The organism is Alteromonas sp. ASW11-130, assembly GCF_026183735.1.
Classification (GTDB): Bacteria; Pseudomonadota; Gammaproteobacteria; order Enterobacterales; family Alteromonadaceae; genus Alteromonas.
The window spans coordinates 175,737-199,171 of record NZ_JAPFRE010000027.1 but is presented as its reverse complement, the minus strand read 5'-3'; the positions used below and the strand labels follow the sequence as shown (position 1 = coordinate 199,171).

The 23,435-nt window shown below is 42.1% G+C and carries 23 protein-coding genes and 1 pseudogene; 6 read left to right on the top strand and 18 right to left on the bottom strand.

Going from position 1 to position 23,435, the window contains the following annotated elements:
* Window positions 1-195: 195 nt before the first annotated feature.
* The gene (gene cysZ, locus OPS28_RS10065; protein ID WP_265609321.1) at window positions 196-963 is read left to right on the top strand and encodes a sulfate transporter CysZ; all 768 of its coding nucleotides are present in this window, start codon (window positions 196-198) and stop codon (window positions 961-963) included.
* Here the strand turns inward: cysZ and OPS28_RS10060 are convergent.
* The gene (locus tag OPS28_RS10060) at window positions 938-2,401 is read right to left on the bottom strand and encodes a sel1 repeat family protein (RefSeq protein WP_265609320.1); all 1,464 of its coding nucleotides are present in this window, start codon (window positions 2,399-2,401) and stop codon (window positions 938-940) included. The genes cysZ and OPS28_RS10060 overlap by 26 nt on opposite strands.
* Before the next feature lie 11 nt (window positions 2,402-2,412).
* On the bottom strand, window positions 2,413-3,303 hold the full coding sequence (nlpI, locus tag OPS28_RS10055) for a lipoprotein NlpI (RefSeq protein ID WP_265609319.1): 891 nt from the start codon (window positions 3,301-3,303) through the stop codon (window positions 2,413-2,415).
* Between the two features lie 116 nt (window positions 3,304-3,419).
* On the opposite strand from nlpI, the gene cdd reads away from it, so the two are divergent.
* Complete coding sequence (gene cdd / locus OPS28_RS10050; RefSeq protein ID WP_265609318.1) at window positions 3,420-3,812, top strand: cytidine deaminase; 393 nt, start codon at window positions 3,420-3,422, stop codon at window positions 3,810-3,812.
* A gap of 339 nt (window positions 3,813-4,151) precedes the next feature.
* On the opposite strand, the gene pnp is transcribed toward cdd, so the two are convergent.
* From pnp to OPS28_RS10020, 6 genes are all read right to left on the bottom strand, one after another.
* The gene (gene pnp, locus OPS28_RS10045; protein ID WP_265609317.1) at window positions 4,152-6,266 is read right to left on the bottom strand and encodes a polyribonucleotide nucleotidyltransferase; all 2,115 of its coding nucleotides are present in this window, start codon (window positions 6,264-6,266) and stop codon (window positions 4,152-4,154) included.
* A 152-nt stretch (window positions 6,267-6,418) separates the two neighbouring features.
* Window positions 6,419-7,300: a mechanosensitive ion channel family protein gene (locus tag OPS28_RS10040; protein WP_265609316.1), complete on the bottom strand. Its 882-nt coding sequence runs from the start codon at window positions 7,298-7,300 to the stop codon at window positions 6,419-6,421.
* A 99-nt stretch (window positions 7,301-7,399) separates the two neighbouring features.
* Entirely contained in the window at window positions 7,400-8,647 is a 1,248-nt protein-coding gene (locus tag OPS28_RS10035; protein WP_265609315.1) for a glutamate-5-semialdehyde dehydrogenase, read from the bottom strand.
* Window positions 8,644-9,750 carry a glutamate 5-kinase gene (gene proB / locus OPS28_RS10030; protein ID WP_265609314.1) on the bottom strand — a complete coding sequence of 369 codons (1,107 nt, stop codon included), beginning with the start codon at window positions 9,748-9,750 and terminating at the stop codon, window positions 8,644-8,646. Before proB ends, OPS28_RS10035 begins: the two co-directional genes overlap by 4 nt.
* 20 nt (window positions 9,751-9,770) lie before the next feature.
* The gene (gene putP, locus OPS28_RS10025; protein WP_265609313.1) at window positions 9,771-11,270 is read right to left on the bottom strand and encodes a sodium/proline symporter PutP; all 1,500 of its coding nucleotides are present in this window, start codon (window positions 11,268-11,270) and stop codon (window positions 9,771-9,773) included.
* A gap of 336 nt (window positions 11,271-11,606) precedes the next feature.
* Window positions 11,607-12,608 (bottom strand): DNA topoisomerase IB, encoded by a 1,002-nt coding sequence (locus OPS28_RS10020; protein ID WP_269468646.1) that lies wholly within the window; start codon window positions 12,606-12,608, stop codon window positions 11,607-11,609.
* 337 nt (window positions 12,609-12,945) lie between these two features.
* On the opposite strand from OPS28_RS10020, the gene OPS28_RS10015 reads away from it, so the two are divergent.
* Window positions 12,946-13,503, top strand: coding sequence for a hypothetical protein (locus OPS28_RS10015; RefSeq protein ID WP_265609311.1), 558 nt, complete (start codon window positions 12,946-12,948; stop codon window positions 13,501-13,503).
* A gap of 53 nt (window positions 13,504-13,556) precedes the next feature.
* Here the strand turns inward: OPS28_RS10015 and OPS28_RS10010 are convergent, their stop codons facing one another.
* Entirely contained in the window at window positions 13,557-14,246 is a 690-nt protein-coding gene (locus OPS28_RS10010) for an SDR family NAD(P)-dependent oxidoreductase (RefSeq protein ID WP_265609310.1), read from the bottom strand.
* 6 nt (window positions 14,247-14,252) lie between these two features.
* The gene (locus OPS28_RS10005) at window positions 14,253-14,798 is read right to left on the bottom strand and encodes a DUF2878 domain-containing protein (RefSeq protein ID WP_265609309.1); all 546 of its coding nucleotides are present in this window, start codon (window positions 14,796-14,798) and stop codon (window positions 14,253-14,255) included.
* 119 nt (window positions 14,799-14,917) lie between these two features.
* Between OPS28_RS10005 and OPS28_RS10000 the strand changes: the two genes are divergently transcribed.
* The 3 genes from OPS28_RS10000 (at window position 14,918) to OPS28_RS09990 (ending at window position 18,606) form a co-directional block, all read left to right on the top strand.
* Window positions 14,918-16,555, top strand: a complete 1,638-nt coding sequence (locus tag OPS28_RS10000; RefSeq protein WP_265609308.1) for a diacylglycerol kinase family protein — start codon at window positions 14,918-14,920, stop codon at window positions 16,553-16,555.
* An 89-nt stretch (window positions 16,556-16,644) separates the two neighbouring features.
* Window positions 16,645-17,985 carry an NADP-specific glutamate dehydrogenase gene (gene gdhA / locus OPS28_RS09995; protein ID WP_265609307.1) on the top strand — a complete coding sequence of 447 codons (1,341 nt, stop codon included), beginning with the start codon at window positions 16,645-16,647 and terminating at the stop codon, window positions 17,983-17,985.
* Between the two features lie 180 nt (window positions 17,986-18,165).
* A complete protein-coding gene (locus OPS28_RS09990) occupies window positions 18,166-18,606 on the top strand; it encodes a hemerythrin domain-containing protein (RefSeq protein WP_265609306.1) in 441 nt (146 codons plus the stop codon).
* Between the two features lie 240 nt (window positions 18,607-18,846).
* Here the strand turns inward: OPS28_RS09990 and OPS28_RS09985 are convergent, their stop codons facing one another.
* From OPS28_RS09985 to OPS28_RS09950, 8 genes and pseudogenes are all read right to left on the bottom strand, one after another.
* Window positions 18,847-18,972, bottom strand: coding sequence for a hypothetical protein (locus tag OPS28_RS09985; RefSeq protein WP_265609305.1), 126 nt, complete (start codon window positions 18,970-18,972; stop codon window positions 18,847-18,849).
* Window positions 18,973-19,145: 173 nt separating this feature from the next.
* A complete protein-coding gene (locus tag OPS28_RS09980) occupies window positions 19,146-19,949 on the bottom strand; it encodes a DUF4437 domain-containing protein (protein WP_265609304.1) in 804 nt (267 codons plus the stop codon).
* Between the two features lie 57 nt (window positions 19,950-20,006).
* Window positions 20,007-20,342 (bottom strand): hypothetical protein, encoded by a 336-nt coding sequence (locus OPS28_RS09975; protein WP_265609303.1) that lies wholly within the window; start codon window positions 20,340-20,342, stop codon window positions 20,007-20,009.
* A 2-nt stretch (window positions 20,343-20,344) separates the two neighbouring features.
* A pseudogene (locus tag OPS28_RS09970) lies at window positions 20,345-20,434 on the bottom strand (transposase); the annotation flags it as partial.
* Between the two features lie 107 nt (window positions 20,435-20,541).
* Entirely contained in the window at window positions 20,542-20,853 is a 312-nt protein-coding gene (locus tag OPS28_RS09965; RefSeq protein WP_265609642.1) for a cupin, read from the bottom strand.
* Between the two features lie 243 nt (window positions 20,854-21,096).
* Complete coding sequence (locus tag OPS28_RS09960) at window positions 21,097-21,288, bottom strand: YHS domain-containing protein (protein WP_265609302.1); 192 nt, start codon at window positions 21,286-21,288, stop codon at window positions 21,097-21,099.
* Between the two features lie 140 nt (window positions 21,289-21,428).
* On the bottom strand, window positions 21,429-22,031 hold the full coding sequence (locus OPS28_RS09955; protein WP_265609301.1) for a class I SAM-dependent methyltransferase: 603 nt from the start codon (window positions 22,029-22,031) through the stop codon (window positions 21,429-21,431).
* A gap of 82 nt (window positions 22,032-22,113) precedes the next feature.
* Complete coding sequence (locus OPS28_RS09950) at window positions 22,114-22,563, bottom strand: hypothetical protein (protein ID WP_265609300.1); 450 nt, start codon at window positions 22,561-22,563, stop codon at window positions 22,114-22,116.
* Between the last annotated feature and the right edge of the window lie 872 nt (window positions 22,564-23,435).

Below are 23,435 nucleotides of genomic sequence, written 5' to 3'. Positions count from 1 at the left end.
GTTGTACTCTGCAGAAAACCAACACGCTGACAACTAAGTAAAGGGTTTGCCGTCTAATTTTGTACGTCTAAAACGAATTAAGTAAATTAATATGACATATTTTTGCAGTTCCTGCCTTACACATAAGCACGACAGATGGCTGCAAAATTGAACAGAAAATGTTAATACACTTTAGTGTTTAACAGGAGAATCAATATGCCGACAAAAAGTGGTTTCAGTTATTTCACTATGGGTTTTACTCTTATTAAGACTAAAGGATTAAAACGATTTGTTTTTATACCTTTCACGGTCAACCTGCTGTTGTTTTCAACTGCATTTTATTTTTTGTTTGGTCAAATTGGTGAAGGGATCGCTTGGTTATTAGCAAGTATCCCAGATTGGTTAGGCTGGATAAAAGAAGTACTCGTATATATTCTTTGGCCTATAGCTGTTATCAGTGTACTACTTATATTTGCATTGATATTTGGAACCTTAGCCAATTGGATAGCGGCTCCGTTCAATGGAATTCTCGCAGAAAAAGTTGAACGCCATTTAACAGGACAATCCTTAGGTGACGAAGGCATTTTAAGTCTGATAAAAGATCTCCCACGTGTTTTGGGACGCGAGCTATCTAAACTGATGTGGTACATACCAAGAGCGATAGGCTTCTTTTTAATTTTTTTATTTGTACCAGTGATTGGCCAGGCTATATGGTTTTTATTCAATGCCTGGATGATGGCAATACAATACTGTGATTACGCCTATGATAATCATAAAATTAAGTTTTCCTCCATGCGCACTCATCTCGGTCAGCACAAAGGAGCCGCGATGTCTTTTGGAATGATGGTAAACGTGTTTTCTCTGATCCCAATTGTAAACTTTATCGTTATGCCTGTAGCAATATGTGGTGCGACCGCAATGTGGGTGGAAAAATTACGTCCCGATTTAGAAAAACATCTTAATCAACAGATGCCTGATCGATAGCTTCATAGGTTGGGGTTCGCTTGTATTGTTCATATTTTCGCAACCATATATCTGCCTGAGTTTGCTGCCCATTACGATGAAATGATTGAAACAAATTCATATATATGGGCCGTGAAGTAGTAGGATCTTCCAGCTGCTGTTTCCATAACGTTAAATAAATAGTGGGGATTTTTCCACTATCATGATGTTCAAGAAAAGTAATGTCACCTGTAGGTTTATAAGCTTGAACATCAGTGTATTGACACGTTTTTGCAGGCCATATACCGTCAAATTCGGGGCGCTCCTGCCATCGTTTGAGGGTTGCCAAAGGCGAATACGTCAATTCACCATCAAAAATAAGGTTTGGCGCTTCCTGGCGGTTACAGTAGCGATTGGCCATATTTCTAGTTATTGGGTACTCGTCAATAAATCCCGCGAAATGCGCTAATTCATGAATAAATACGTCATAACTATCGGTCAAATCTAAATACATCAGTCCATTATCAACATTGGCTTTTCCAGTTTGATGTATTATCACCGCATGGGTTATATCAAGCGTTTTCACGGCCAGAGACAAAGGACGTACATCGCACCCCAACCGGCCACTACCGCGCCAGTTGTCTGTACAATTCAATTTATCAGCTTTAATTCTAATAGGTTTTTGCAAACAGATAGGTAATGTGCTGAAACGTGAATCTTCAACGAATTGGTTATAAATTGCATTGGCCCTTTCAGTAGTTGCTAATGAAGTGGCAAATACCTGTATTCGTTGCTTACATTGCTTAGTTGCTGGCCACTGTCCTATCCCTAGAGCATCAATTTCGCGCTGAGGATAGTGCTTAATTAACGTCAACCAGTTTTTTGCATCTGGATGCCCATTCTCAAACGCGCGTTGTAGCGCCTGTATCCCCACATTTTGCTTGCCTTCATCAATTAATATCCGCCCCAAATAAAAGGCACTTTGGGTAAAAGCATGTTGAGTTTTTTCTAATAATGGACGTGCAAGATTAACTTTTCCATGAAGCAAATACCAATCAGCCAGAGCTGCTTGAGCGGGTAAATAGTTATTGGAAGCAGCTTTTTTAAGCCATTTTTCTCTTACTAAAGCATCGTCAGTGGCCATTGCAAAAGCCAACTGAGCTTCCGGGACATTGCCTCTTGCAGCCAATCGAACCAATGTCTGATCGCTTTCATCGTTCGCAAGTAATCTATGTAATGACCATGCCGCTTCTGGATGACCAAGTGCAACTAATTTCTTAAGCCAATACGGTTCTTCATTTTGAACCGAGAAGTCGATTAAAGATGCTTGAGCATCTGAGTGCCCCACTTTAGACGCCAGCCATAGAAGGCTGCCAGAATGCAAAGCAAAGTTAGCATTGTAGAATAGTTGAGAAGGCTGACGACCGCTATCACTAGCCAGCAGTAAACATAGGGCCAAAGCCAGAAAAAAACCGCGCATAAAAAGTTAGATTATTCCGCAATATATTCTGGATTTCGAAGCCGAACTAGTTCGAGTCTTGCATAACGATGCTCAACATAATCAAATACATTGGTGCTAAGAGCGAGTTTAAAGTAGTTCGCCGCGATACCGCGATTCCCCTTTTGACTGTGAAACTTCCCTAGATAAAAGTATGCTTCACACAGCCTATCGGTAAGTTCTTTTTGACTTGAGATGCCATCTATCAACGCGGCAAGAACTTGTTGTTCAGAAAGCTCGCCTAAAAACAAATCAACTAGCTTGGTTGCCCAATGAAGCGAATCTAATTTTTGTCGCATGGTCTTAAGCTTAATTATCCCTTCTTCCGCATCAACTTCTGTAGCCGCAAAGTAAGTCCACAACGCGCGGAAAGGATCTGTCTCATCTATTTGCAAGAAACGATTAAGATCATCTACTGCTAAATCAGACCGACCTCCGTAATAAAGTGCAATTCCACGATTGAGAAATGCAAAATCATAGTCCGGATTAATATCTAAAGTGGAATCAAAAGCTTCGTATGCTTGGATAAAATCCATCTGCTGAATGTAGTGAATGCCAATGGAGTTGTAAGCTTCTGCCATGTCGGGCTTTAGCACAAGCGCCTGCGAATAATCAAACTGCGCTAATCCGCCGAGCCCAACACTATCGTATAACATGCCTCTTTGGTAAAATAACTCCGCTTTGTCTTCATCGGTAATCGCATTACTTGCAAGTATTTGATTATAGCGAGCAATAGCCATCTGTGAACGAGGGTTAATTGGTGCGGGCTCAGCAAGCAATAAATTGCCCATTTCGGCTTTAGGCCCAGTGCTGTTAGTTTGAGCACAACCGTTTAAAATTAAAGAACAACATGAAAATAAAATGAGACTTATACAATGGCGCATGTTAAAAAGAAATCTCGAAATCAAATGAATCGCTGCACTTTATTCGCAGCACAAAGACGTCACAATCGCGTATTTGATAGTAAATGTAAAGTATAACACGCTATTAATAAGGTAATATGGATAATCACACCCTTAAAACCCACGCACTAGCTGCACAAAAGAATGCACATGCACCTTACTCAAACTTTAAAGTTGGCGTTGCTATTTTAGGCAGCAACGGCAACGTTTATTCTGGCTGCAACGTAGAAAACGTATCTTTCCCTTTAGGGCAATGCGCTGAAGCTACGGCAATTGGCACCATGGTGAACAGCGCTTGTACCAGCATCAAGAAAATAGTTATTGTCAGTCCAACTGATGAACTTTGTTTCCCATGTGGAGGATGCAGACAAAAAATTGCAGAGTTTGCCGATAGCAATACAGAAGTTGTAATGTTTAGCCAATCGGGTGACGAAAAGGTTGTATCGCTCGAAACGCTACTGCCCTTTGCGTTTCAAATGGATGAAAACTAAGCCGTGACAATGAATGCTCATTCAGCAGAGGAATTTATTAAATGTGTAACCCACTAGCTTTGTGAAGATTATAGTGGACTAAGTCGATTATAATTGGAGAGTCAGCAATATAAACAACCCACCTCACCAGACATATTCGGTGCAGTTATTACGGCGTCTTCCTATGGTTTGTGAGAGCCACGCATTAGGGTGCACCTTACCTATTTAGCTTAATTGAGTGAATTCGCCTGTCGCTGCTCAGCTCTCTTGTCTATGGAAGAGGAATAAATTCCACTCCCCCAACCTCTTCGATAAAAAAAGGGAGCGATATTCGCTCCCCTTTTAAACTTATAAGCCGAACTAGTCTTCTTTAGGCTGTTCTGGAGCCGCTGGTTTTTCCAACAGCTCTTTGATGCTTAGTCGAACGCGATTCTGACGATCGATTTCCATTACTTTCACATCTACCATCTGGCCTTCAGATAAGTACTCTGAGACTTTGTTAACACGCTCATGCGCAATTTGTGAAATATGAACTAAGCCTTCTTTACCAGGCAATACTTCAACAAATGCACCGAAATCAACAATACGTGTAACTTTACCGTGATACGTCTTGCCTACTTCAATTTCTGCGGTAACCGCTTCAATCATACTAATGGCTTTTTCAGATTTTGCACGCTCAGTAGCAAATATCTTAATGGTACCGTCATCTTCAATCTCGATGTTAGTCTCTGACTCTTCAGTAATTTGGCGAATCATTGCACCACCTTTACCGATTACATCACGGATCTTATCCTGATCAATCTTGATAGTGTAGATACGCGGGGCAAATTCACTTAATTCGTCTCGGTGTCCGCCAATCGCTTCATCCATAACTTTAAGTATATGCAAACGCGCTTCTTTGGCTTGTTTTAACGCAACCTGCATAATTTCTTTGGTGATACCTTCAATTTTGATATCCATTTGCAGGGCAGTAATACCGTCAGTAGTACCTGCGACTTTAAAGTCCATGTCGCCTAAGTGATCTTCATCACCAAGGATGTCCGAAAGTACGACAAAGTTTTCATCGCTCTTGACCAGACCCATCGCGATACCTGCTACAGAGGCTTTGATAGGTACACCGGCGTCCATTAATGCTAACGACGTTCCACAAACAGAGGCCATAGACGACGAACCGTTTGACTCGGTAATTTCCGATACAACACGCACAACGTATGGGAAATCAGCCTCATCAGGCATCACCGCCTGAATACCACGTTTAGCCAAACGTCCATGACCGATTTCACGACGCTTCGGCGACCCAATCATGCCCGTTTCACCCACACAGTATGGAGGGAAATTGTAATGCAGCATGAAACGACTATCACGTTTACCTTGGAGTTCGTCGATCATTTGGGCATCACGCTCTGTACCTAGCGTAGCCACGACCAGTGCCTGTGTTTCACCACGAGTAAAAACGGCTGAACCATGGGCGCGTGGAAGAATACCAGTAGAAACATCGAGCGCACGTACCATCGCAGGTTCCCGTCCATCAATACGCGGTTGCCCATCTAGGATGCGTGAACGTACAACATCACTTTCCAACGCATGAAGCATATCTAATGCTTCTTTTTCGTCTTGTTCTGAATCACGCTCGATGATTTCAGCTAACGCTTTTTCCGTTACAGCGTTAACTGCGTCTTTACGCTGCATTTTGTCAGATATTTGGTATGCTTCGGTCATACCTTGCTCTGCTAGCTCTTTAACTAAAAGCTTAAGCTGAGTATTTTCTTCTTTAGGCTGCCAGTCCCACTTTTCCGTGCCAACCATGCCCGCAAAATCAGACACCGCATCAACAACCGTTTGTAATTGTTCGTGACCGAACATAACGGCGCCAAGCATTACATCTTCTGACAACACAGATGCTTCTGATTCAACCATCAACACGGCGTTTTGCGTACCCGCTACAACCAAGTCCAACTCACTCGTTTCTTGCTCGGTTGTACGAGTGTTGAGCACGTATTCACCATCGGTATAGCCCACACGTGCGGCGCCAATAGGTCCATTGAAAGGGATACCAGAAATCGCTAGCGCAGCTGAAGTACCAATCATTGAGATGATATCGGTGGGGATATCAGGGTTTGCAGAAACCACGGTAACTACAACTTGAACCTCGTTTTTGAAACCTTCCGGGAATAATGGACGGATTGGGCGGTCGATCAAACGCGCAGTTAACGTTTCGCCTTCTGATGGACGACCTTCTCGTTTGAAAAAACCACCGGGGATTTTACCCGCAGCGTAGGTTTTTTCCTGATAATTTACGGTTAATGGAAAAAAGTCTTGATCCGCTTTGGCTTCTTTTTTCCCCACAACTGTTACTAACACAGCTGTGTCATCCATGCTTGCCATAACGGCAGCGGTTGCTTGACGGGCAATAACCCCCGTTTCAAGCGTTACAGTATGCTGTCCATACTGAAATGTTTTAGTAATAGGAGTCACTATTTGTCCTTTCTATTCAATTCTATTTTTGTTTCGCTTTTCAACGCGGCCGATAGTATAGCCGTGAAAAGAAACTAATACCATTGTGAAATCCAGATGCAGATAGATAAACGCGTTTGCGTGTTCTCATTTCTCTCGGATTACCACTTCTATTAAGATGGTTCCTGTCCAGGAAGCATCCACTTATCGTCTTGCTCTTGTAACTCTTTAAACCAAAGACTCATCCAATCTGCACTTATTTTCTGTTGTAGTGAATAAGCCTGGTCGGTAGGGCAGAACAGCGAGACTGTAACGATCAATTTTGCGTATTCATTCGTTTCCACCATAACGTCAGGATCAATAGAAATAAATTCCACATCTAGATTTCGTTCAATTAATCCTTTGTAACGCTCGGCTACATCGCGAAAATACTCACAGTGAGATTGAGCTCTGGCAATAAACGCCGGCAGAAGTTTATATGCGTTTACTGTTGGCTCATTTGTCAGTGAAAATGTATGCATAGTATATCTACGTAAGAAGTTAAGATTTCTTACCGTTTGCGTAACTAACTGACTATTGGGTACGTAGATATGCTTACCCGTATATGAAAAAGATTCAGGGTCAACTTCCAAAAGGGCTGTTTTGGCCCAGTCCATCTCCACCACCTCGCCCAGGTTGTGGTTCATTTGAATCCAATCACCCACCCTAAACGGCCGCGCGCCGAGATAATAGATAAACCCCATGAAGCACTGAATAAATTCCCGGGTCGCTAGTACAATCGCTACCATAAACGCAGCAATTGATATGGCCAGAGACTGAATTTCCGACGCCCACACCATCATAATAAGGACGATGAGCAACGCATTGCCCAGTTGGGCAAGAATCGTTATTTGATGCCTTCTATCCTCGCCCTTGCGGCTGCTTCGTCGTTTGATAATTTTGAGGATTAAGCGTTTAACTAAAAGAAAACAAATTATTAATAACGCAGAGGCAAGCAATTTATTTGCAATTAAAACTGCTACCACTTCATTCCATACTGCGTTAATTTCTACCACTCACGAGTTCCTCTTGACTAACAAACAAAAAAACACCGGAAAATCATGCCGGTGTTTTCTATTATGACGAAGGTAAAGTATTGATACAATACAGACCAGCTATGATCTGATTTGACCTTCACCATTAACCAGGTATTTCTCAGTGGTAAGCGATTCTAAGCCCATCGGACCATAAGCATGTAGCTTAGTAGTTGCAATACCAATTTCAGCCCCTAAACCTAACTGGCTTCCATCTGAAAAACGCGAAGAAGCATTCACCATGACGACCGATGCGTCAACCGTGCGTTGGAAGCGCGTGGCAGCTGCCTGATCTTCAGTACATATTACTTCGGTGTGATTACTTCCAAAACGTGCAATATGTTTTAGCGCGTGGTCAATATCATCGACAACACGGATAGCAATCTCTAAATCAAGATACTCTTCACCGTAACCACTTTCTTCAATGATATCGGCATCAGGAAACCATTTACTCGTTCTCTCGTCAACGTGCAGTTTAACATTGTGTTCAGACAATGCTTCTGCAACTTTGGGAAGAAAATCACTCGCTATCGCTTCGTGTACCAGCAACCCTTCTAACGCATTACAAACGCCTGTGCGCTGAGTCTTACCGTTTAACAGCAAATTCATTGCTTTATCTAAATCTGCTTCTTTATCCACATAAAGATGACATACACCCTTAAAATGTTGAATCACTGGAACTTTAGCGTTATCCGTAACGTAATTGATCAGCCCTTCTCCACCACGTGGAATAATGACATCAATATACTCTCGTTGATTCATTAACTCTTGCATTAAGGCACGATCCGGGTTTGGAACCACAGTGATTAACGCTTTGGGTAAGTTATGCTTTTCTAACACCTCCTGCATCAAGCCTGCAATAGCGAGACTTGAATCCAACGCTTCTTTACCACCGCGTAAGATAACTGCGTTACCCGATTTGAAACACAAGGCCCCGGCGTCAGCGGTCACATTCGGTCGCGCTTCGTAGATCATGCATACAACCCCGAGTGGAATACGCATTTTTTTTATATCCAAGCCGTTAGGACGCTTGCCAAAATCCCGTGTGGCGCCCACTGGATCAGGTAGTTCAACAATGGTCTCAATCCCCACTGCCATATCTTCTATACGCGCTTCATTTAAGATCAACCTATCAACCATAGACGCTTCAAGGTTATTTTCCTTAGCGCGTGCTACTTCCTTTTGGTTTACTTCAATGATTTTTTGTTTATTTGCACGAATAGCATCAGCCATATCCTGCAAAACCTGATTTTTTTTACTTTCTTCTAAAACAGCCAGCTCATAAGCCGCTGACTTGGCTTCTTGCGCTAGTTGTGTAATTAAACTCATTCTTTCTCCAGATTTGCTATATGCTTATTAGAAATGATTGGGCCAGTTTTCTTCTCAAATTCTTGCGCAAAATCTTCATTGTCTTGTTTTGCTATAAAATTAAGCAAACAACTACTGTAATTCGAGCGCGCTTTGACCAGTTTGGTACCATCGTCTTTTCTGACGAGAATGGTATCTCCTACCGAAAACTCGCCTTTTACATCGATAATCTCACTACTGGTTAACTGCTCAGCTTCATTTTCCAATGATGCTGCGAAATCACTTTCTACAATGACTTCACCCTGTGCGTTGGATGTATGACGCATCCAGTGGATATTTTCTTTCATAGGCTTATCGTGAGCCTGAAAATGCGTACCGGGATTCTTGCCATCCAACAACTGATTAAAGGTTGCTTCAGTAAATCCATTAACAATGAAAGTATCAATACCATGAGATACTGCTTTTTCAGCCGCTTCGATTTTAGTCCGCATGCCACCGGTACCTACACCGCCCTCTACGGCCCCACCTGCCATGTCATAAATACTTTGGTCAATATTATCCACCCACGACAATAACTGCGCATCATCATGCTCGTTTGGATTTTTGTCATACAAACCATCTACGTCAGAGCAGATGATCAATGCGTCAGCATCTGCCGCAGCGGCAACCATTGCCGATAAATTATCGTTGTCGCCTACTTTAAGTTTATCCGTTGTGACTGTGTCATTTTCATTAATGATGGGCAAAATTTCGTGCTCCAACAGGCTGAAAATAGTTTCACGAATGCTGATATAGCGTTCTCTGTCACGCAAATCAGCATGGGTCAACAAAATTTGCGCTGACGGGAAATCAAACAGCCTGTCCCATGTAGCAATCATTTCCGTCTGTCCCGCTGCCGCCATCGCTTTCTTAACCGCGATTTCTGTTTTTTCATGATCACTGAACTGATGGGCACCCGCAGCCACAGAGCCTGATGACACAAGCACAACCTGAGTTCCCATAGCCCGGCATTTAACGATAAACTGGGCAATACTTAATAAGTAGTGACTGCTACAGCCTATTTGGTTAGGAGAGATTAAAGCACTCCCAACTTTGACTACAACTCGTTTCCAATTATGACTCATGTATCTAACTCACCTTACTATTAACTTTTCTGATCTGCCAATTCCTGGGTAGCCTTAGAAAACATTTGCATCGTTTCTTGGCCTGGTTCGCTGTCAAGCTTTGACACGCCCCACAGCGTAAGTGAACTCACGAGAAACCCAGGTACGATTTCATACATAACGCTACTCAACGTTTCTCCATCTGGTAAAAGCGGCAGATAAATCCATACCAAAACGGTTACAGCACCGGAAATGATGCCTGCTAACGCTGCCTTATGCGTTAAATCTCTTTTATACAAACAAAAGAGTACTAATGGACCAAATGCGGCCCCAAAACCAGCCCACGCATTACTCACTAACGACAAAATGCTGTTTGACTGATCTAACGCGAGTAAAAGCGCAGCAATTGCTACACCGGCTACGCCGATTCGACCTAAGCTCACTGTCGTTTTTGCGCTAACTGGCTTAGTAGAAACAACTTTTAAGATATCTTCTGTAAGAGAACTCGCCGAAACCAATAACTGCGATGAAATAGTACTCATAATGGCTGCCAATATTGCAGCCATCAAAAAGCCGCTAATTAACGGATGAAACAATATTTGCGAAAATATAATAAAAATGGTTTCAGGATCCGCCACCTGCAAATTAAATTGGTTAGCATAGGCAACTCCCACAAAGCCAGTAGCAAGCGCTCCTACAATGGTAACGACCATCCATGACATTCCAATGTTTCTGGCAGTAGAGACTGCATTAACCGATCGTATTGCCATAAAACGTACAATAATGTGTGGTTGCCCAAAATATCCGAGCCCCCACGCCAGACTCGATAGCAAGCTAACGAAGGTTAACGACTCCCATGTCTCACCTAGCTCAGGGATTGACTCAAAGGCTGCGGCATTCATTTGTCCAACATTGTTAAATTGAGTAAAAGCAACAATAGGCACTAATACCAGCGCTACGAACATAATACAGCCCTGAACGAAATCGGTAAGACTGACTGCAAGAAACCCACCCAGTAAAGTATAGGACACAACTACACCGATCGTGATGAAAAGTCCTAGTTGGTAATCTAAAGAAAACGCGCTTTCAAACAACTTGCCACCCGCCACCAGCCCTGCTGACGTATACAGCGTAAAAAACAAAACGATAATCGCCGCCGACACCATTCTTACACTAGCATTTGCCTGGCCGAAACGTTTGGCGAAAAATTCTGGTACAGTGAGCGAATCATCGGCTACTTCTGTATAAACCCGCAATTTTGGTGCTACCACCAAATAATTAATTAATGCGCCGGAAATAAGTCCTATCGCAATAAACACTGCGTCAAACCCTGCAACAAACATAGCGCCCGGTAGCCCCATTAGCATCCACCCACTCATGTCGGATGCTCCTGCAGAAAGCGCGGTCACTTGAGGACTCACTTTACGGCCTCCAAGTATATAACCTGAAATGTCGCTTGTTGATTGTCGATATGCGAATAAGCCAATACCCAACATCGCTAGAAAATATATTGCTAGGGAGATGTAGCTTTCTATTTGCATAAAAGAAGAATTACCTCAATTCGTTTCCAAAACAGCATGTTCAATGTAAATTTACATCGAACACCATTAATTCGAACACTAATTATATTCATAGATTGAGGTAGAATGCAAATTGCTATCCACGCCGACTTCTATTTTCATAGTGTTTGTCGATACTATGCAACGTGCACTACATGAGGTTTTCTGAAGTGTGACTTTTAACGTTTAAACCATCAATTTCAATAAGTTATAATAAACTCATAATTTCGAAAGCAATGTCATTCCGTTGAATAAACCATTCGATTGTAAGGTGTAAAGTATGAAAACAATGATTAATGAATAAAATCAGTCGCTGTTTCACTGAATTGCAATAATTTGACCAAGAAGCCTTTCTGTAGCTGATAATGCCTTGTCATGCATGATCTTTTCGGGAGCGTAACCTAGTACTTGCTGGATGGTATTTTCCCGCTCAGTTCGGCTTTCTATCAACTCATATAATTTCGGGTGAAGGTAATATTGCTGACATACTGCTGGGGTATTACCTAACATAGACGCGACCTCTTTGGTTAAGGTAGTAGACCATTTCCGTCGCGGACTTTGACTGACTAATTCTTTAACTGATGGCAGACTAAATACCCCATATCGACATGCAGCCCACGTTCTAAAATCTTTACAGGAGTAGTCGCTTCCTAAGTGAGTATGGATAAAGTGGTTAACGTCATCACTATCAACATCAGCCCATTCTCCAGCCTCATCTTTGAACCTAAATAAGGCGTATCCCCTTTGTTCTGCGCTTTGAGATACAAGCTCAGCCAATAGGGGATTTTCGATTTCGACATTCCTGTCCTTATTATGTTTTCCTATAAAGTTTAATCTTACCGTGCCGTCAGTTTCGCTAACATGTTTTCGCCGCAATGTGGTTAATCCATACGTATTATTTTGCGTGGTATATTGACGGTTACCTGCTCTAAGCCCGGTATGGTCAAGTAACAATGCGACCAGGGACAAGGTTTTATCTATCGTCCACTTTTTTTCATTCACATTGCTCCAACAGAATTTTCTAAATTCAGGTAACCTAATTCCAAATTCGCTTAACTTGGCGAATTTCTCCTCCTGTCGAGCTTTGTGCCAGTCCTCGTGATAGATATACTGTTTTCGGTTCTTAAGATCGTAACCCACAGCTTGTAGGTGCTGAGTTGGAGAACGGCTAATCTGCACATCCTTCCACACAGGCGGAATAACAAGCTTTTTGATTCGTTTCAGAATCCTTTGGTCAGTCACCTTTCTCCCTGAATTATAGTAATATTCAAATCCTTTGCCGCGCTTGCGGCGAAAAATTTCTAATGGGGTCTCTCCCATATTTTTATGTCCATTTCAACCAGCTTACTGTTCATTACTAAAATTGATATAAATCTGTTTACTATTCATTTAATTAAGAATGTTCCGCAAAAAATGAAGTAAAATTGAGAAAATATTGCAAATCTATTCGCAATTTATTCCTGTCTACAGATTAATTTCTTTATTAAACGCGCAGAGTGAAAGAAAAAGCACTTTGCTTTTAATGAGTTAAGAAAATTCAGACTAAAAAGGTATGAAGTTTGATGCAAGAAGGGAGTAGAGGTTTCTGGGTTGCCCGTTATCTTTTTCTTCGAATTCTAAGTAATCGGCAACTTGCGTTATGAGAAAAGGAGGACGCATGAGCCAAAAAACTGAACACCATGATAGATTGAAGGAGACATTGTTGGATTCTGAACATCTGCAAATAGCGGCAATTTACGATACTGCAGAGGAAGCAAGAATGTCCGCAAACGAACTCAATCAGGACACTGGAGTAGCGCCCCAACAAATTGTTGTTATCGATCCAAATGATACTCACTATAGTGAAAAGCTTGAGGGCTCCAGCCGATCCATCGGTAAGTTTATGTGGAACTCTCATTTATTACTTGGCGGTGTGGGGCTTATAGTTGGCTTATTAGCTGCTTTTTTACTAGTCAATTTTGGCCCCGCACTTACCCAACAGAATCCTATGTTCACCTATATCGCCTTGATTAGCCCGGGGATTTTTATGGGCCTATTTGCCGCAGGGTTATTTAGCCTCAGACCTGACCGAACCGAGATAATAGAAACAGTTCGTCATGCACTTAAAACGCACCATTACGCGTTAGTGGTAAACTTGAAGAAAAATCAGTCGGCAGCCAAGGTCGCCGAAGTGTTGAAACGGAAAAGTTCTCAGGTAGTAGAAGCGATTCATTAGCATTGGGATGTTTAATTTTTTTATAAAAGCTTGCTCTATGCAAGCTTTTTTTATTACCAATTAATCTTCTTTTTGTCGCGAAAAAAACCACCGGTAGGACCATCTTCGTCGAGCATACCCAGCCATAATGCCGTTTCAGCACCTTTTTCAGGCGAACGTGGCGCGTCTTTCCCCCCCATACGCGTATGTACCCAACCAGGACACATTGCATTAATTTTGACGTTTTGATTAGCCTCGATTATGTTTGACAGATTCATTGTTAATGCATTTAACGCTGCCTTGCTAATGGCATACGCCGGAGGCCCCTCCATACCTTCCGTAAAAGCCCCCCACCCCGAGGACACATTTACGATGCGGCCGAAATTCCTTTCAAGCATGCCTGGTAGTAATAGCTGACATAATTGCAAGGGCCCTTCGACGTGTACTTTCAGGGACTTTTCAAAGTCTGCCGCTTCCAGCTCTTCAAATGAGGATTCAACCATTACGCCAGCGTTGTTTATCAAAATATCAATATTTCCATAAACTGCTTCAGCGCGGACTATACATTCGGTTATTGTATCGGCATTGGTTAAGTCTATTTCAACAACGTGAATATCGTTGCCGGTGATGTCCTTTCTGGCCGCTTCACCGTCCGACTCATCGCGTACTCCCATAAGTACCTTACAGCCATGGGCGGCAAATCCTTTTGCAGTTTCAAACCCTATTCCCCGATTAGCACCCGTTACTAATACAGTTCTAGTCATATATCGTCATCCTGTTCTAATACTTACACGTCTATAATAATGAGACACTTCAATCAGCGTTGGTAATAAAAATGCCCAAATGACCGCTAAAATAATAGAGGTAGTTGTAATTGAATAAGAAAAAGAAACCGCGTCAAAATGAAGACCTGCGACATAGCTCATTGGCCCCGCGATCGCCCCTAAAGCGACTTGAATAGATCGGCGTTTGATTAACACAGACAAACTGTAATATGTTGATAGCGCAAAAGCGCCCCATAACACCACTAACCAAATCGGTAGTACCCCGAGTGTGTGTTCGGACTCAAACACGAAAACTTCGGATAGCGTTAAAGAGCCATCGATAATCGAGCCTAACAACACACCGGCCATCATTACTGCCCCATCAATCCCCTTTGCGGAGGTTATACAAAAATGCAGAATAATTAAGCCCAAAACTAAATACATGTAATCCATTTGATAGACAACTGCCAAAATCCAAATAATTTGGAACCAAATCATGTTGAATACGAGAAAGTACCGGCTTTGCCTATTAATGGCAGGTTCTGTTTTCATCTATCTGCTAATTATTTACATATAATTTATTTCTATTACCTGCTTCTTGCTACGAAACTGAACTAACATAGTTCAGTTCACAGTAGTAATAAGGGTATGTAAAGAAAGGAGAAAAATTTGTGAAAATGGTGAAGTACTATCTAATGGGTGCTTTGTTGGCTGCTTTACTGGCTTGGTACGCCCCGTGGTTCATTTTAAGCACTCTATTGTGGTGGGTGGCCCTTTCCCTCTCGGTAGTCAGCAGTGCTTACATTTTCCGCTACCCTTCATTATTTCGCAAACGTAATGATGGAAGTATCCCATTCTATATTAGATGGATATTCATTCCGTTCTTATTGGGGACTGATGCCTATAACAGTTGGGCTCGGAAAAATGACAAAGTTCCTCCTATTCAACAAATAGATGATCATCTTTTTTTAGCTTGCCGATTATTTCACAATGATATTGAAACCCTTAACGAACTTGGGGTTACAGCTATTTTGGATGTAACAGCTGAATTCGATGGATTAGATTGGACGGCGTACCAGGCAGATTGCGACTACCTGAATATACCCGTACTAGACCACACAAGCCCTACTCCAGAACAATTGAATACAGCGATAAACTGGCTCGACCAGCACATTAAAGATGGCAATAAAGTAGTTGTTCACTGTGCGCTTGGGCGGGGTCGGTCCGTTTTAACACTGGCCGCGTATCTTCTGGCCCGCGATGAAAACTTATCGATTAACGATGCAATGAGTAAGATTCAATCGGTTCGCAGTACAGCACGTCTCAACAAGCGGCAGTTAAAATCATTAACCCAAATTAAACAAGGTGGCCGACTTAAACTATTAAGTTCACTAGTGCTCGTGGCTAACCCGGTGGCCGGTGGCGGTAAGTGGAAGGAGGAGAAAGAAAATATTTTATCGCAACTCAACCCTCATTTCCGCGTGAGTATCTTTGAGACAAAGAAAGATTTATCCGCTACTGAAATTACTAAAAAGTCTATCAAACACGGTGCTGACATCGTCGTTGCCTGTGGAGGAGATGGCACTATTTCAGAAGTTGCCCGTCAATGCATAAAAACTGACACTACACTAGGGGTTATTCCTTTAGGAACAGCCAATTCCTTAAGTCAGGTTTTACACGGCGTGATCAGTAAGATAGATCCTATCGATACCGCGTGCAACACACTTATAAAAGGCAATGTAGTGAAGATTGATTCTGCCCTTTGTAATGACAAGTTAATGCTATTAGCGGCTGCGGTAGGATTTGAGGAAAAAATGATCTCTACCGCAGATCGTTCACAAAAAGACGAAGGCGGTCAGGTGGCATATTTAAAAGGTCTTTGGGATGCGATTGGTAAAAATGAAACATTGCACTTAAAGGTAAAGTTCGATGATGGTGAAACTGAAACGTTAGATACGCCAAGCTTAGTTATAGCAAATGCAGCGCCTATAACTACCGCATTAGCACAAGGAGGCGACGAACCAGACGTGACAGACGGAAAACTGGATATAACCTGGTTAACTCCACAGATAAACTCTGATCAACAGCTATTGTCCCTGGCTGAACTCATTTTTAACGATGCAGACACTAAGAAGGAATCACCTAGAATTAATCACAAGCAAGCTTCTGAAATTGAAATACATTTTGACCAAGAAAGTGAGTATGCATTAGATGGTGAGATTTTTATCGCAAAGAGTATTACGATAAAAATTCTACCAAAAAGTTTGAAAATACTTACTGAACGGCCATTAAATACTCAGCTACAATAAATTGAACTTTGCTCTTTGTATAGAAGTAACGGTAAATGTAATTTTAAAGTGATGCTAAATGGTAACGAAAAGATCATAGGAAAGTAGATATGTCATACACATCAAATTTAGATGAGTTTAAAGCATGGATCACCCAACGCTATCCAGACCAGAAGGAATATCTACAAGCAACTTTTGACATAGCGAACGATGTAATTCCTGTCTGCAATGCAAATGAAAAATATAAACAGTGGGAAGTATTTAAACGGCTATGCGAACCAGAACGAATTATTCAATTCAGTGTCGCGTGGCTAAACGATAACCACGAGGTTGAAATAAACAAAGGCTGGAGAGTGCAACATTGCGGTCTCATCGGTCCATTCAAAGGTGGCTTGCGCTTTCACCCTACCGTCAACGAATCAATCTTGAAATTTTTGGCGTTTGAGCAATCATTTAAAAATGCGTTAACCGGATTACCCATCGGGGGGGCAAAGGGCGGTTCTGATTTTAACCCAAAAGGTCGCAGCGATTACGAAGTGATGAGATTTTGCCAGGCTTTCATGCAGGAACTACAACGACATATTGGCCCCTATACTGATGTCCCTGCGGGTGATATTAATGTGGGGAGCCGAGAAATAGGTTATTTATACGGTGAATATCGCAAAATTAATAACCGATTTGGAGGCGCAATAACAGGAAAAGATATTGAGTTTGGTGGAAGTTATGTGCGAACGGAAGCAACGGGATTTGGTTTAATTTACTTTCTCGACGATGTATTGAAGCAGGCTAATACCGATATATCAGGAAAGCGAATAGCCATATCTGGTGCGGGAAATGTGGCATTGCATGCTGCGCTTAAAGCGATTCAGTTTGGCGCGAAAGTGATTACTTTATCTAACAGCCGGGGGACATTGTTTTATGAAAAAGGATTTACGGAAGAAGACTTACATTGGGTGATTAACCACAAAGGAAAGCCTGATAATATTCTTCTCTCGCTAAATGAACGAATTAACGGTGTATGGGAGGCTGACACCAAGCCGTGGTCTGCTGCGGTAGACGTAGCCCTGCCCTGCGCTACACAAAATGAATTGATTGGTGAAGATGCCCGTTCTTTAGTTAAGAATGGCTGTAAATTTGTGCTTGAAGGAGCCAATATGCCTTGTAATGAAGCTGCGCAAAAAGCCTTTAAAGAAGCTAAAATAACCTTTGTTCCAGGTAAAGCATCAAATGCTGGCGGGGTGGCTCTCTCCGGATTGGAAATGTCTCAAAACGCGACTTTTCACAAAGCAACTTATGAGTCGATGGACGCTTCTTTGAAAGAAATCATGGAAAACATTCATCTCCAATGTGTTCAAGAAGGCAACGAAGGTGATTTCATAAATTATACAAAGGGTGCAAATATAGCGGCATTTAGAAGATTAGCCGATGCAATGGTGTCACAAGGGATTTAACCCCTCCCTGCATTAGCAAAAAGTGCGCGGGTATGTGTAAAAACGACTCACAAATTATAGCATCCACGCATTTAATTACGCACAAAGTTAAAATTAATATAAATTTCAGCAAGTTAGGAAAATTGCGTTGTGGAATGGAAATCGCATCATTCAATACAGTAATTGGATGAGGAGAGTTCCATGAAAATATTTGAAGCGCTAAGACAGGACCACGAGAAACAACGTTTATTATTGAAAATTCTGGCAGAAACGAGTGGTGATACACCCGCCAGAAGAGAATACTACTTAGAACTTAAAGAACAGTTAGAAACTCATGCTACTGCAGAAGAACGATATTTTTACTCCCCTCTTATGAAATCAGACAGTGCGATTGAGCTATCTCGTCATGGCGTCGCAGAACATCATGAGATTGATGAGCTTATTGAAAAATTAGATGAAACTGATATGAGTTCACCCGCTTGGCTGCGACATTTAAAAACGCTACAGGAAAAGGTGGAACACCATCTGGCGGATGAAGAACGTGAATTTTTCCAGGTGGCGGGCAAAGTGTTAAATGAATCGCAAAAAGAAAAGCTAGCAACCAATTATCAACAGGAGATGCGCTCCGAACTTCACCAATAATTTTTTTGATTAGCCGAATACCACAATAGATTTCGGTGTATTCGGCTCAGATAACGGTAAATGTACCTACTTAAGGTGCTTTTGAAGAAGTGGCATGCTCTTTACAATAATGAAGTACAGAACGACTATGTGCCCTACTCTCGATAAGACAGACAAAGGTTAATGGATGAGTATTTAGTGCCGTTTCAACGCAGAAGGAATTGAGAAGACCCACATTAAGCGCTGGTGACCGGCCCAGCCCTAGATGTGTTTGCCGTAAACAATGCGCCTGACATCAATCATTACATACACTGAAAACGCGTTTGATGAAGACAGCAAGTCAACGTCGCCTTCCAATAGTGCAATAAACTCTAAGGCTAATGCCACATAACGCCCCAAAAAAAATGCCGATAAAGCTCGACTATAATTAGCGAAGATTGGACTTCGAGCAAGCGTTTGACGTCATTTTTTAATGCATTCTTGTAAGCCATTGTTCCGAAAAACCAGAACGAAGCGGTGGTTTTTTCATCCCTAGTCAGCATGTATTATGACGCAATTGGTTATTCTACGGTGAACCTACCGTTAGAGTTAATGTACAGAACTATTTCTGTCTCAGCATTAATGTTATGTTCACCTTGTATTTTTGAGCTAAAGAAGCTACTTGGCGATAGTACAGTTTTCGTTTTAGCGCTATTCCACTGATGCGTAGCTTTGCCTCTCACTAATACAGCTTTCAATTCATTTCCGCTTTTAATCGTACCTTTAAAGCCCGCTGGTAATTTAACGAAGCTGCCATTCGCTAAATGAGGTTGCCCCCATAGGTAAGCTATGTGTAAAGCGCCTTTTTTGAGCCACCTGACGTCTTTAGCACTAAGCCAAACCAGGTTGCGCTCATCTATATTGATTGAACGCTCTCCGTTATCAAATGCCTTTTCTGAAGGAAGGACGAGGTATGGACCGCTATCGATCTCCAGGTAAATTAAGTTACTTTCTCCATTTGCAGCTGTGACATGGTTTTCGCCCGCTGATTGGGTCCAAAAAGACCCTGTCGGAAGCCACACCTTCTCTGCCGAAGGATCGTCGTTATGCATTAACCCTTCGATTACTACACCACGGTATGTAATATTGTGAGTATGGGGTGGCGAAGAGAACCCTTTATTAAATGTCACCAACATTCCTGTTGCCATACCTTTAGTACGATCCCCCCATAGATCAGCTGCTCTTGGGCTTGCCTTGCCTCTAAGAGGGTTAAGTAGCCCCCACTCGATATTATCGGTGGCTATTACCGAGTAATCATCCGCCTTGGCGGGTAATGTAGTCATACTCATTCCCAACGCCAATAAAGCAAACCTCAATTTATTCATTTTCGTTTCTCTTAATTCGGTTCAAAACCCTATATTGCTGGCCTCTCACCCTCAAGCTCAAGGACGCGAGGCCGACTTGCCGACGCCGCGTCCCTCTGGTGCGCCTTGTTGGGCGTCATGCTCGTATTCACCTTGATATAGGGCGAAATGTGAGAGCTCTACCTTTGGTGCCTGATACTTCTGTGCCTTTCGAATGAGCAATACGGCGTAGCCAAGAAGAACAACAATTGACATAGCAAACCCCGCCGATATATATGCCAGCCACGAAGGAGAAGTAACAATACAGGTTAAGACCATGAAGCTCATATACGCTTCGGCAAAAACGGGCAATATGCTGCCACTGAGCACGATTGCGTTTGCGGCTGACTGAATTCTAAAGATCTCTATGCTCACTGTTGTCGGCACACTTCTTCAACCTTCCTACCAGCATCGACTTCTTTTAATACTCCCATGCTCTGAGATTCTGTATATCGTGATTTTTTCATTATTGTCTCCTGCGTTAATCATTGCAGAAAACTCCAATTATGTCTGTCTCAGTTTAGGGGAAGTGGACATTTGTCCCAGCGAACGCAGGGAGAGGGTTTGGCGCTTGTTATACGCTGCCTGCACGTTCTATAACCAATATTCTTGCTTCGCCCTTGGGGTGAGCAATGTGTTCAGTTCCGACAGATGCAAAGAATATATCACCTGAATTTAGGGTTGCAGACTTAACTTCGTTATCTTCTTTGTACAGCATTTCTACGACCCCATCCATAACAGCAAAAACTTCTTCGCCGTCATTTATGTGCCATTTGTAGGGTTTGTCAGTCCAATGTAAACGAGTGGTAATCCCGTTCATATTGGCAATGTCTTTTGCACCCCATGCATTACTTGCCTTGAACTCTTTACTTCTAATTACTTCCACTTTAATTCCTTTTTGCTGAGATACTTCAAAGCGCACCACGCCTGCGCCTGGGCCATAGTGTAGATGCCACGCACCGAAACGGATATCTAAGACGTGAAGCAGCAGAGTATGACGCAACTTGTTATGCATTTTACTTTGCGATTTATATTATAAACTAAACATGCGCCAAATTTTTTTAGCATAAATTCGAAAAAGCAGATTATGTCATTATTTCTGTATTTTAGTACGGCATCTAGAACTAATTTATAGTTCATTTTCCTTGATAACTACATCAAAGTAGCTTGTATCACTTTGGCAATCTTCAGTGTTATTTGCAAAGTCATCGCGACAACCTGAATTGCAGAAGCCTACAGTGAAACCTCTGTATTCTGTCAGCGAGTCATCTCTGACAGGCTTTCCTGAACGAGGGCAAAATTTATTGATAGCTTTGTTCATCAACTAATCCCCTTTAATAACTCATGACTCTATTTTTACATAACTTCCAAATATGAGACGCAGACATGTGTGCGATAATGGCGAAGCCGCGCACACATGTTTACATCTCAACGAGCGACAGTGGGTGGCATAATTTGTCGTTAGGCACTTTTTTGCGCGACCACGTATAGATGTTTGTCAGGAAAGTCATCATTTTCCAAGTGTCGACACACGCAATTGTTACTTTCCAATAATTTTAAAATTGCAGGTATGCCAAGCGCAGCATGATATAACTCTTGACCTAAAAACAGATTGCTTCCATCACCTTTCTCCTCGACGGCGCCGCTGGTAAAGATAATTACCCCGTTCACCTCCAGATGCTCAAGAAGCTTACTAATTACGCTTGCTTGGCATTCTAGCGGTACATGCCAAATACTATCCCATGCCGATATGAATGAATATTTACCAAACGGATGCCAGTTGCAGATATCTGCGTGATGGAATATTAGGTCGGGATGCCTTATTCTGGCAAGCCTTAGCATTTCGGATGAAAGATCAAGCCCCTCAACATCATATCCATGCTTTAAGAGCAAATCGATTATACGACCGCTACTACCACAGCCTATATCAATAGCCTTTCCCCCTTTTGGAGCAAAGTTAAGCGCTCTCTCGTGTTGAGAAATACCATTTTCACTATTGAACCGGTCGCTGCACCAATGCTCTGCAATCTTGTCGTAATTCAATGCTTGCTGTATGGGATTCATATTTAGTGCCTAACGCCACGCTTTGCGGCAAATTTGGAGCGTAGCGGGAAATTTATCCGGCAACAGCGCCTTGTAAGATGCATTACTCGCACGATCTAGGGATATCATTTCTTTTACTCTGCTCAAGAATTTGCCATACGTTTACAAATGGCGAGTCTTTATAACCATTAACCCAATATAAGCTTTCAGTTGTTAGGTATGAGCGCCTTACTGTTACAAAAATTGGACAGCCCGGTCTGAATGGCAAATTGGCTGGGAGGCTGGCAGTAACGAAGATGCCATTAGACAGCTCTATTTGGACGGCACGACTCGAAGAACTAAGAAATTCGGCGTTCTGTGCAGGCATTGTACCTTCGAGGCTTTCTGAAGTACCAAGATAATAAACATAGAGACTAAACGAAGTAACAATAACGACCCCAATTAGACCTATGGATTCACGTAGGAATGAACGACGAAATTCAAATCGTGAGCGAACCGATATAAACCAAAATGTGATACCACCAGTAGCGCCAATGGCGAAAAATATCACCATATTTCTCAGACCATAAATCTCAAGGTGTGTATTGGCTCCGCCCGAATAAAACCACCCAAAGGGTAAGGAGCAAATAAGGCCACCAATTAAAAAATACGGCCAACTCAAACAATTCAATTTTTTGTAGATATGAAATAATGGAGCCCCTACGACAAGAGCACCGACATATGCTGCCGGAATACCTACCATAAACAAAACAAAAAAGTACGCCCCCGCACTCAATGAGAACAGAAAAACTGGAACTACCGGTGCTACTAAAAAACCTACCAGCGTACGAGTTATTTTAGTTGGGTGGATAGTTAGTTCTCCATGAGCATCTAACGCCCCTAATAAACGGCAAATGCTTGGTGGCTATAATCCCGAAGGGATAGCCCGCGAGTATTTGTCCATTGATACGTTTGTTATATGGCACTTACAGACAATCTCCATTACTACAGCTTGCCAAAAGGCCAACAAACAAAACTATTGCTGGCATTAGCAAGACGAAACTCAATGTAAACCACTTCCTGTTCCTTTGAGATTCAATTTCAATTGTCGTTAACACTCCAAACCCAACTATAAATCCAATAATGGATGGCATTGCATTAGAATTCATGTCGAAGTATCGATATTGAACTTGCACTAAAAACCAAGTAACAGTGATTGGCAATATAACAACTAAACAAACTTTCAAAATATTTGAAAAAGTCACTTTATTACCCTTGCCATATAACGCATTGCGAAGAGGAAAATAATGGTTTGATATAATCGCGATGCGATGGCCAACTGTTACTTTTCCTTTTGAGCAGCTTGTATGGATAATAATTCACGTAAATCATCCTGATTTCAATCAGTGTGAAGTAAAGTGAGACCCAGGCTTTAGCAGCAACTAA

Coding starts and splice junctions, on each gene's coding strand:
- cysZ (WP_265609321.1), top strand. CDS start 196: ATGCCGACAAAAAGTGGTTTCAGTTATTTCACTATGGGTTTTACTCTT.
- OPS28_RS10010 (WP_265609310.1), bottom strand. CDS start 14,246: ATGACTAGAACTGTATTAGTAACGGGTGCTAATCGGGGAATAGGGTTT.
- OPS28_RS10015 (WP_265609311.1), top strand. CDS start 12,946: ATGAGCCAAAAAACTGAACACCATGATAGATTGAAGGAGACATTGTTG.
- OPS28_RS09950 (WP_265609300.1), bottom strand. CDS start 22,563: ATGGTGATATTTTTCGCCATTGGCGCTACTGGTGGTATCACATTTTGG.
- OPS28_RS09980 (WP_265609304.1), bottom strand. CDS start 19,949: ATGAATAAATTGAGGTTTGCTTTATTGGCGTTGGGAATGAGTATGACT.
- proB (WP_265609314.1), bottom strand. CDS start 9,750: ATGAGTCATAATTGGAAACGAGTTGTAGTCAAAGTTGGGAGTGCTTTA.
- OPS28_RS10035 (WP_265609315.1), bottom strand. CDS start 8,647: ATGAGTTTAATTACACAACTAGCGCAAGAAGCCAAGTCAGCGGCTTAT.
- OPS28_RS10060 (WP_265609320.1), bottom strand. CDS start 2,401: ATGCGCGGTTTTTTTCTGGCTTTGGCCCTATGTTTACTGCTGGCTAGT.
- OPS28_RS09990 (WP_265609306.1), top strand. CDS start 18,166: ATGAAAATATTTGAAGCGCTAAGACAGGACCACGAGAAACAACGTTTA.
- OPS28_RS10020 (WP_269468646.1), bottom strand. CDS start 12,608: ATGGGAGAGACCCCATTAGAAATTTTTCGCCGCAAGCGCGGCAAAGGA.
- OPS28_RS09955 (WP_265609301.1), bottom strand. CDS start 22,031: ATGAATCCCATACAGCAAGCATTGAATTACGACAAGATTGCAGAGCAT.
- OPS28_RS09960 (WP_265609302.1), bottom strand. CDS start 21,288: ATGAACAAAGCTATCAATAAATTTTGCCCTCGTTCAGGAAAGCCTGTC.
- cdd (WP_265609318.1), top strand. CDS start 3,420: ATGGATAATCACACCCTTAAAACCCACGCACTAGCTGCACAAAAGAAT.
- OPS28_RS10005 (WP_265609309.1), bottom strand. CDS start 14,798: ATGAAAACAGAACCTGCCATTAATAGGCAAAGCCGGTACTTTCTCGTA.
- nlpI (WP_265609319.1), bottom strand. CDS start 3,303: ATGCGCCATTGTATAAGTCTCATTTTATTTTCATGTTGTTCTTTAATT.
- gdhA (WP_265609307.1), top strand. CDS start 16,645: ATGTCATACACATCAAATTTAGATGAGTTTAAAGCATGGATCACCCAA.
- putP (WP_265609313.1), bottom strand. CDS start 11,270: ATGCAAATAGAAAGCTACATCTCCCTAGCAATATATTTTCTAGCGATG.